This is a genomic window from Erwinia sp. (genome assembly GCF_049696395.1).
In the GTDB taxonomy this organism is placed as follows: domain Bacteria; phylum Pseudomonadota; class Gammaproteobacteria; order Enterobacterales; family Enterobacteriaceae; genus Erwinia.
The window spans coordinates 1-7,326 of the sequence record NZ_JBAVTT010000084.1 but is presented as its reverse complement, the minus strand read 5'-3'; the positions used below and the strand labels follow the sequence as shown (position 1 = coordinate 7,326).

The window sequence follows — 7,326 nt, the reverse complement described above, 5'->3', positions numbered from 1 at the left end:
ATGAATGAAATTGCTGAGAAATTTGTCTTGCCAGACAGCCTTGCGAAGGAGTTTTACAACCGGGGTTATTACGGCAACCTGAAGCACAACGTCCGGGCCACTTATCAGCTTTATCTGGGCTTCTGGGATGGCAATCCGGCCAACTTCGATCCGTACCCACCGGCCGAAGAGGCTAAAAAGTACGTCGAAATGATCGGCGCCGATAAAATGATTTCTACTGCGAAGTCGGCATTTGATAAGGGTGACTATCGCTGGGCGGCTACCGTTGCCAATAAAGTGGTCTTCGCTCAGCCGGAAAACAAGCAGGCGCGCGATGTGGAAGCCGATGCACTTGAGCAGTTAGGCTATCAGGCCGAGTCTGGCCCGGCACGTAACTTCTATCTCTCCGGTGCTCAGGAATTGCGAGGCGGCGTGCATAAAATGGCCACGCCGAACACCAGTTCCCCGGATATCATTCGCGGTATGACCACGCCAATGTTCCTGGATTTCCTGGCTATCCACCTCAACGGTCCTAAAGCCAGCGGCAAAACCTATGCTTATAACCTGGTCTTCCCGGACACCAATGAGAAGTTTATCCTGACCGTTGAAAACGGCGTGATGAACTACAGCAAAGACAAGCAGATGGATAAGCCGGATGGCACCGTCACCCTTGACCGTTCAACGCTTGATGATATTGCACTGGGTAAACTGAAACTCGGTAATCTGGCGGACAGCGGAGAAGTTAAGATTGACGGTGATAAAGCGAAATTCAAAGAGATGTTAGGTAATTTTGATAAGTTTGATTTCTGGTTCACCATTGCTGAACCTTAACAGAACGTAAAATCTTTCATAAATAAAAAACGCCCGCACAGGGCGTTTTTTTTTACTCGCCCTGCTTTATGACCGGTGCATCAGATGACATCATTAGGGTCGCCACTTCTTAATCGAACGGAACAACGCCACATTTAACGAATGACATTGGGCGACTCAATTAAATAAACCCAGTAAAAGAGTATAAGTATGTTCATTTACACGACCCCTCCCCCCTTTTTCTGAATAGAGCAGGATTTTTTGCTAGTGTCACATCCGGCTTTGAGTGAAACTGCGAACGTCTGCTTTTCGCTGTAAGTTCAACGGGCTAAATGCAACGCTATCCTTAAATAGTCAAATCCTGTTCTATCGTTCATTGCTGGGACTGACTTTATATAATTTCTTATAGCATCTTGAAAAATGTGAAAAGTTTCGAAATCCGCATTGTGCTGCAACCGTTGTGATGCTTATTTCCTCATTTCTAATCAATTCGCGGGCCGTCCGAAGCCTAAGCGTCATGACATATTGATCCGGTGTATATCCCGTAACATTTTTTATTTTACGGAATAGTGTTCTCCGGGAAACGCCATATTGGCTGCACAATAATGTCCAGTTTATATCCTCGCAGTGGTCTCTACGAACCTCTTCCAGAATACGCTCGATAGCAAGGACATCTCCCTCATTGATACTTACATTATCTTTAAGGGTAAAAAGAGAGAGCATCTGCAGTAGCAGTCCTTCGCGCATTAACGCATCAGCTTTGCCTGTCCCGACAAGTTGCGAATCCAGTGCAGTTAACAGGTTGAAAAAAATTACACGATCTTTACTACCGAGACGCAGGTGGCTGTTTTCACTTGCAGGAAATGCACTGCGCAAAATACTTTCAACGGAGGGAATGATAAGAAAATTCACTTCAGGCCGGATGAGGATGTTCGTAAGACCCAGTGAACCTGCATTTCTGTAGTAGTGAAAGTCCCGATTATTTATGTAAAAAACATCCCCTGACTGGATGAAATGCGCATCGCCATTGATCACATGAATTCCACTCCCACGCTCAACGATAACCAGTTCTTCAAATTCATGATTATGCTCAGTTTCGTTGATTTCAGGTAATGTCCGATGAACGGCAAGAGGCTGAGAATCCTGCCTGAAATAGTTATCCGGACGAATGGTGTACATGTGGGCCTCCTCATTATTTTTCGCTGACTCGGTATCATATAGCCTTTAACACGAGTTTTACAAAAATGTGAAGGGCATTCCCTCATTGTTCCGTGAGTGCCACCAACACTAAAAAGATGTCCACCACAGCCGAGTGCATCTCATCGTTTCACGATAAAACTTTACCCTCATTCTGGCAGGGTGCTACATCATGAAATTGAGCGTGAAAACGAAAGCGTGCTTTGGACTCGGGGCATTTGGTAAAGACATATTCAGCGTCGTCGTGATGTCATACATCATGATTTTCTATACCGATGTTTTTGGTCTGACAGCTTCTCTGGCAGGTCTGGTACTGCTGATAACCCGCCTTATTGATGCTGTGTCGAACCCTTTTCTTGGCATCATGATGGATAAAACATTGACGCAGTGGGGCCGCTTTCGTCCGTATCTGTTGGTTGTTCCCATCCCGTTTGCGATTTTCACCGTGCTGATGTTCTGGCATCCCGACGTGTCACCGATGATGAAGTTTCTCTACGCCCTGGTGACATTTAATATTGCTGGCCTCTGCTTTACCTGCATCGATGTGGCTATCTGGGGGTTAATGCCTAACCTGACCCGCGATAAGCAGGAGCGCAGTCAGTTAATTGCGCTAAGCAGGGCATTTTCCAACGTGGCTGGCATGCTGTTTGCCCCTCTTGTCATTCCGCTGGTTATCTTTTTTGGCCGCGGCGACGCACATCAGGGCTATCTGTGGCTGGGCGTGGTAGTCGGTGCGCTAAGCATCATTTTCTGCTGGATCCTATTTTTCAACACACGTGAAATTAGTACACCTGCAGCAGTGAAACCGGTGGCAATAAAGGAGACGCTGAGCACGGTAGCGAAGAACCGTCCGGTAATCTGTGTCGTGCTTGCCATGACAACATTCGGCATGAGTGTTGGCCTGCAAAATGCCACCGGCATTTATTATCTGAAATATTATCTGCACCTTCCTGACTATGTTCCACTTTATATACTGCTGAGCTACGCCTTCAAAGTTCTCGGCGCGATTGTTGCACCCACTCTTCTTCGTAAATATAACAACGCAAAAGCCGCTTTTGTTACCTTTGCACTAATGGGTATATGCAGCACGTTGCTGATCTTTTCTCCCGTGCACCTGCCGGTGGTGTATTTCGTTCTGGCTGCCTGTTTTAGCCTGGGGATCGGCGTCCTTCTGGTTTCAATAACCGGCATGATGGCAGAAGCCTCAGACATGCTGGAACACCATTCCGGTCAGCGCAATGACGGCATGCTGTTTTCGTTGAATGCACTTTCGATGCAAACAGGCTTTGCTTTATCAGCAGCATTAGCGGGAATCGTACTTCAGTGGAGCGGGTATCAGCCTAACGTTCTCAATCAGGGGCCTGATGCCTTACTTGCCATCAATCTGGTGCGCTGTCTTGCTCCCGCCGTTTTCTGCTTCGCTGTGCTACTGGCGTTCCGTCTGTGGCCCACGATGCAAGCCATTCGATCACAACCCTCTTTCATCCGCCCACAGTCGCTACCCAAAAATGGAGCCAGTCATGACTGAAATTATCCGAATAACCTGTTTCGACACTAACGCACTGCTGGGCATTGCGAGAGAAAACATCCTGCTAAGCTGGGAAATCTCCGCTCAACGTCGCAACGTTACGCAACACCAGTATCAGCTACAGTTGGCGATCGCTGCTGATTTTAGCAACGTTTGTTATGACAGTGGATGGATAGGATCTGCGCAGTCGGTTAACGTGGCGCTGCCTGCATTTATTCCTACGTCGTGCCAGCGATACTGGTATCGCGTCCGAATCATTGATGACCAGCAAGAGCAGACAGACTGGAGCCCATCGGGTTGGTTTGAAACTGCGTTACTGACTTCACGTGAATGGAAAGCGAACTGGGTGACACCGGAGTCTGAGGATGAGCCGGCAGAGTCCGTGTCCTATCTGCACCGAAGGTTTGATATTGAAAAACCACTCGCCTCTGCTCGGATGTACGCAACTGCACTTGGCATCTACGAACCCACCGTCAACCAGCATAGCCTCGAAAAAGACCTGTTCAGCCCAGGCTGGACCAGCTACGACGATCACTTACAGTTTCAGGTATGGGACCTCACTCCCCATCTGAAGCAGGGTGAAAATGCACTGATCGTAGCGTTGGCTGAGGGCTGGTTCAAAGGCGAGCTGAGCTGGCTAAAAAAACGTGAGCTTTATGGCAATAAAAAGGCCTTTCTGGCACAGATACATCTTAGATTTACCGATGGTGAGGAACGCGTTGTATTTACTGATAGTCGGTGGCGATGTGGTACGGGGCCGGTGGTGAAAAGCGGGTTTTATTCCGGGGAAGTCTTTGATGCTCGCCGTCCAGACCCAGCTCATCACCTTTCCGATGAAATGAAGAAATGGACTTCGGTTAAAGAGCTTAAGATGCAATATCGGCTGGTTCCGCAGATCTCCGAACCTGTACGCATAACGGAATCACTCAAGCCGATTGCGGTATTACGCGATCCTGAAGGATTGCGTATCCTCGACTTAGGGCAAAATATGGTCGGGCGACTTCGTGTTCAAACCTGCCTCAATGACGGCCAGACCCTGACATTACGTCATGGAGAGGTACTGGACCCGTCCGGCAAGTTATATACAGATAATCTGCGCAATGCCTTACAGACGGTGCAGATTACGGGTAACGGAAAGACCCTCAACTATGCGCCTGCATTCAGCTTCCAGGGGTTCAGATACGTCAGCGTTGAGGGTCTTGATGCGCTGACGGATGAGCAGTTAATTTCCTGTATGACGGGGGAAGTTGTCCATACTGACATGACCCGCAGCGGTGATTTCAGTTGCGACAATCCACTTATCAATCAGCTTTTTCAAAATATTGTCTGGGGACAACGCGGCAACTTTGTGGATGTTCCCACTGACTGCCCTCAACGCGATGAGCGACTTGGCTGGACCGGTGATGCGCATATATTTATCCGCACAGGTGCCACTAACTACAATGTTCATCGCTTCTTCCGTAAATGGCTGATGAGTTTAGGTGCCGATCAAAAAGCGAATGGAACGATACCCATGGTCGTGCCGGATATTCTGCGGGATTACATCTCTAAAATCTGGGGAGATGAAACCTATACCTCTTCGGGGTGGGGTGATGCGGCGGTTATCTGCCCCTGGACGCTCTGGCAGATGTATGGCGACAAGCAGCTGCTCGCCGAGCAATATCCGAGTATGAAAGCCTGGGTGCAGTACATTCATCAAACCGGTGAGGATCCCTGGCTGTGGAACAGCGGTTTTCAGTTTGGAGACTGGCTGGCTCTGGATGCAGAACCCGACAGTTATTTTGGGGCAACTCCGGTCTTTCTTGTCGCTACCGCCTTCTATGCCTGGTCTGCCTCGCTGCTGAGTCGCGCGGCGGATGCATTAGGTTTTGCGGAAGATGCCGCACTATATGGCGAGTGGGCAGATAAAATTTCAGCACGCTTCCGTCAGGTGTTTATGCAGAATGGCGATATGATGGCGGACACACAAACTGCTCATATCCTCCCCCTTGCTTTCGGCCTGCTTCCGGAAAAACAACGCCAGTCAGTGGCTGACAAGTTGGATCTGCTTGTTAAAGAGAACGACTACCATCTCACCACTGGGTTTCTGGGGACTCCCTGGCTTTGTACAGCATTATCTGCTCATGGTCATCATGAGACGGCCGTGAAGCTGGCTTGCCAGAGAACGTTCCCTTCATGGCTGTTCTCTGTGGACCAGGGAGCGACCACAATCTGGGAGCACTGGGACGGGATCAAGCCAGATGGAAGTTTCTGGAGCGCGAATATGAACTCGTATAATCATTATGCCTATGGCGCGATCGGTGAGTGGCTGTATCGCTATGTCGCCGGGCTTGATTACAGTGAGAAAAGTGTGGCCTGGGACGATATTGTGTTTCGTCCGGATTTATCCGGCGCAGGCTTTCGAATGGCTCACGCACATTACGATTCGGTCCGTGGCCGGGTTGCCATTGACTGGAGACTTAATGAGGGCTCTGCTGAAATAAATGTCACCGTACCGGCTAACGCAAAGGCAATCATCATTTTACCAGAGGGTGAATTCGTGATTTCCGAAAAGAGCAGCCAAAATACAGGGGGAGAAATAAGTGAAAATCATGTTAAATATATCAAGTTAGGATCTGGGGATTATCATTTCAGGCTTGAAGGAGAATTATTCAACTGCATTAACTCGGTAGATTTTTTTTCTGAAGCTTAAATGATTTCAATCCCCTACCCCCCGTTAATTAATTCAGTGACAACTAAAGCCCGCAGGACTTTAGTTGGCGCTGTAACTGACTTAAATCGTCAGCTAAGTGTGTGGTGAGTTATCTACGGTTGAAATACGTATAATTTTTTACGAGCGGTGCCGAATGTGCCCAACTGGTAAACGGAAACGCCAGTTGGTGAAAATTCAAATTTATCAAATGGCTGTTTCATTAACTCGTCTAAGTAACTCCGTGTCCCTACGCCAACAGTAACGTGTGGAGTGAATTTATCACCTGCAGCTATTGTTGGGTAATTAGTGACATAACTGATCAATGACTTCTGTATATCGTTGCCATTCTGGGCACTGTAAAATGCCGAAGGAGTGCCATTTTTTACCGAAAAATGCGCTGTTGCGTTAATAATTTTCTTCTGTAGTTTTTGCAACTCCTCCGTTGGGTTAACAACGATGCCAGCAAGGCCAACCTCGCCGTCTGGAATGTATCAATATTTTATTTCCTCTAACTTCCATATTGTTGAATTTTCACCCTTTATGACATGGTCGATCGCCGCGTAGACTTGATCAAAATCCTTCGTCAGAACGAACTGTTGAAGGAGTGTTATGTGGGGTGTATGTGTTTCGTCCAGAGCAAATCCTTTTGGGATATCGCCAAGTAATAATGTGTTGGCCTCTTTTGCATGAGTGAGCATGATGTCATCAGGTTCAAGCGCAATATCATTAGCTGTAACCGGGTTTTCTTCGGTGTTGCTGGATTGCGATAAAGTCGAAGTACTTATCACCGTAAGCAATATGGCAAGCAGTGTTCTCATATATCCTTGCGTCGTAGCGTACCCCTTTATGTAGGTATCTTTGCGCCGGTCATGGGCAATCGACGTGGAATTTACGGCTGAAGCCTGTCGTCCGGGATTTTCATGCCCGCAGCACAACAAAGGTTATTTTTAACCGATGTAAAGTATGATTAGATCAACGTAACTTAAGATGCCTCGCAGTTCTTCATGTCTTTATTATCATAGGACAAGTTTCATTCAGAGTCAGTAGGTCCGCTCTTCACTCAGAGCTGCCCTGTGGGGAGCTTTATACCCCTGCGGGGTGAAAACTGTGTTCGCCATCG

At 47.9% G+C, this 7,326-nt stretch carries 6 protein-coding genes; 3 read left to right on the top strand and 3 right to left on the bottom strand.

From position 1 onward, the window contains the following. On the top strand, window positions 1-810 hold an 810-nt coding region (locus tag WCC56_RS10830; protein WP_424692377.1), incomplete at its 5' end, for an alkyl sulfatase dimerization domain-containing protein. A 345-nt stretch (window positions 811-1,155) separates the two neighbouring features. On the opposite strand, the gene WCC56_RS10825 is transcribed toward WCC56_RS10830, so the two are convergent. Continuing rightward, a complete protein-coding gene (locus WCC56_RS10825; RefSeq protein ID WP_424692376.1) occupies window positions 1,156-1,968 on the bottom strand; it encodes a helix-turn-helix domain-containing protein in 813 nt (270 codons plus the stop codon). 190 nt (window positions 1,969-2,158) lie between these two features. Here WCC56_RS10825 and WCC56_RS10820 point away from each other — a divergent pair, with 190 nt between their 5' ends. Both WCC56_RS10820 and WCC56_RS10815 read left to right on the top strand, forming a co-directional pair. Then, window positions 2,159-3,514 (top strand): MFS transporter, encoded by a 1,356-nt coding sequence (locus WCC56_RS10820; RefSeq protein WP_424692375.1) that lies wholly within the window; start codon window positions 2,159-2,161, stop codon window positions 3,512-3,514. Beyond that, window positions 3,507-6,206 carry a family 78 glycoside hydrolase catalytic domain gene (locus WCC56_RS10815; RefSeq protein ID WP_424692374.1) on the top strand — a complete coding sequence of 900 codons (2,700 nt, stop codon included), beginning with the start codon at window positions 3,507-3,509 and terminating at the stop codon, window positions 6,204-6,206. The genes WCC56_RS10820 and WCC56_RS10815 overlap by 8 nt, the downstream gene beginning before the upstream one ends. A 113-nt stretch (window positions 6,207-6,319) precedes the next feature. On the opposite strand, the gene WCC56_RS10810 is transcribed toward WCC56_RS10815, so the two are convergent. Then, window positions 6,320-6,640 carry a hypothetical protein gene (locus tag WCC56_RS10810; RefSeq protein ID WP_424692373.1) on the bottom strand — a complete coding sequence of 107 codons (321 nt, stop codon included), beginning with the start codon at window positions 6,638-6,640 and terminating at the stop codon, window positions 6,320-6,322. A gap of 57 nt (window positions 6,641-6,697) precedes the next feature. After that, window positions 6,698-7,024: a hypothetical protein gene (locus WCC56_RS10805; protein ID WP_424692372.1), complete on the bottom strand. Its 327-nt coding sequence runs from the start codon at window positions 7,022-7,024 to the stop codon at window positions 6,698-6,700. Between the last annotated feature and the right edge of the window lie 302 nt (window positions 7,025-7,326).

Bases quoted from the DNA above. Each gene is read 5' to 3' on its own strand.
- WCC56_RS10815 (WP_424692374.1), top strand. From the start codon at position 3,507: ATGACTGAAATTATCCGAATAACCTGTTTCGACACTAACGCACTGCTG.
- WCC56_RS10820 (WP_424692375.1), top strand. From the start codon at position 2,159: ATGAAATTGAGCGTGAAAACGAAAGCGTGCTTTGGACTCGGGGCATTT.
- WCC56_RS10825 (WP_424692376.1), bottom strand. From the start codon at position 1,968: ATGTACACCATTCGTCCGGATAACTATTTCAGGCAGGATTCTCAGCCT.
- WCC56_RS10805 (WP_424692372.1), bottom strand. From the start codon at position 7,024: ATGAGAACACTGCTTGCCATATTGCTTACGGTGATAAGTACTTCGACT.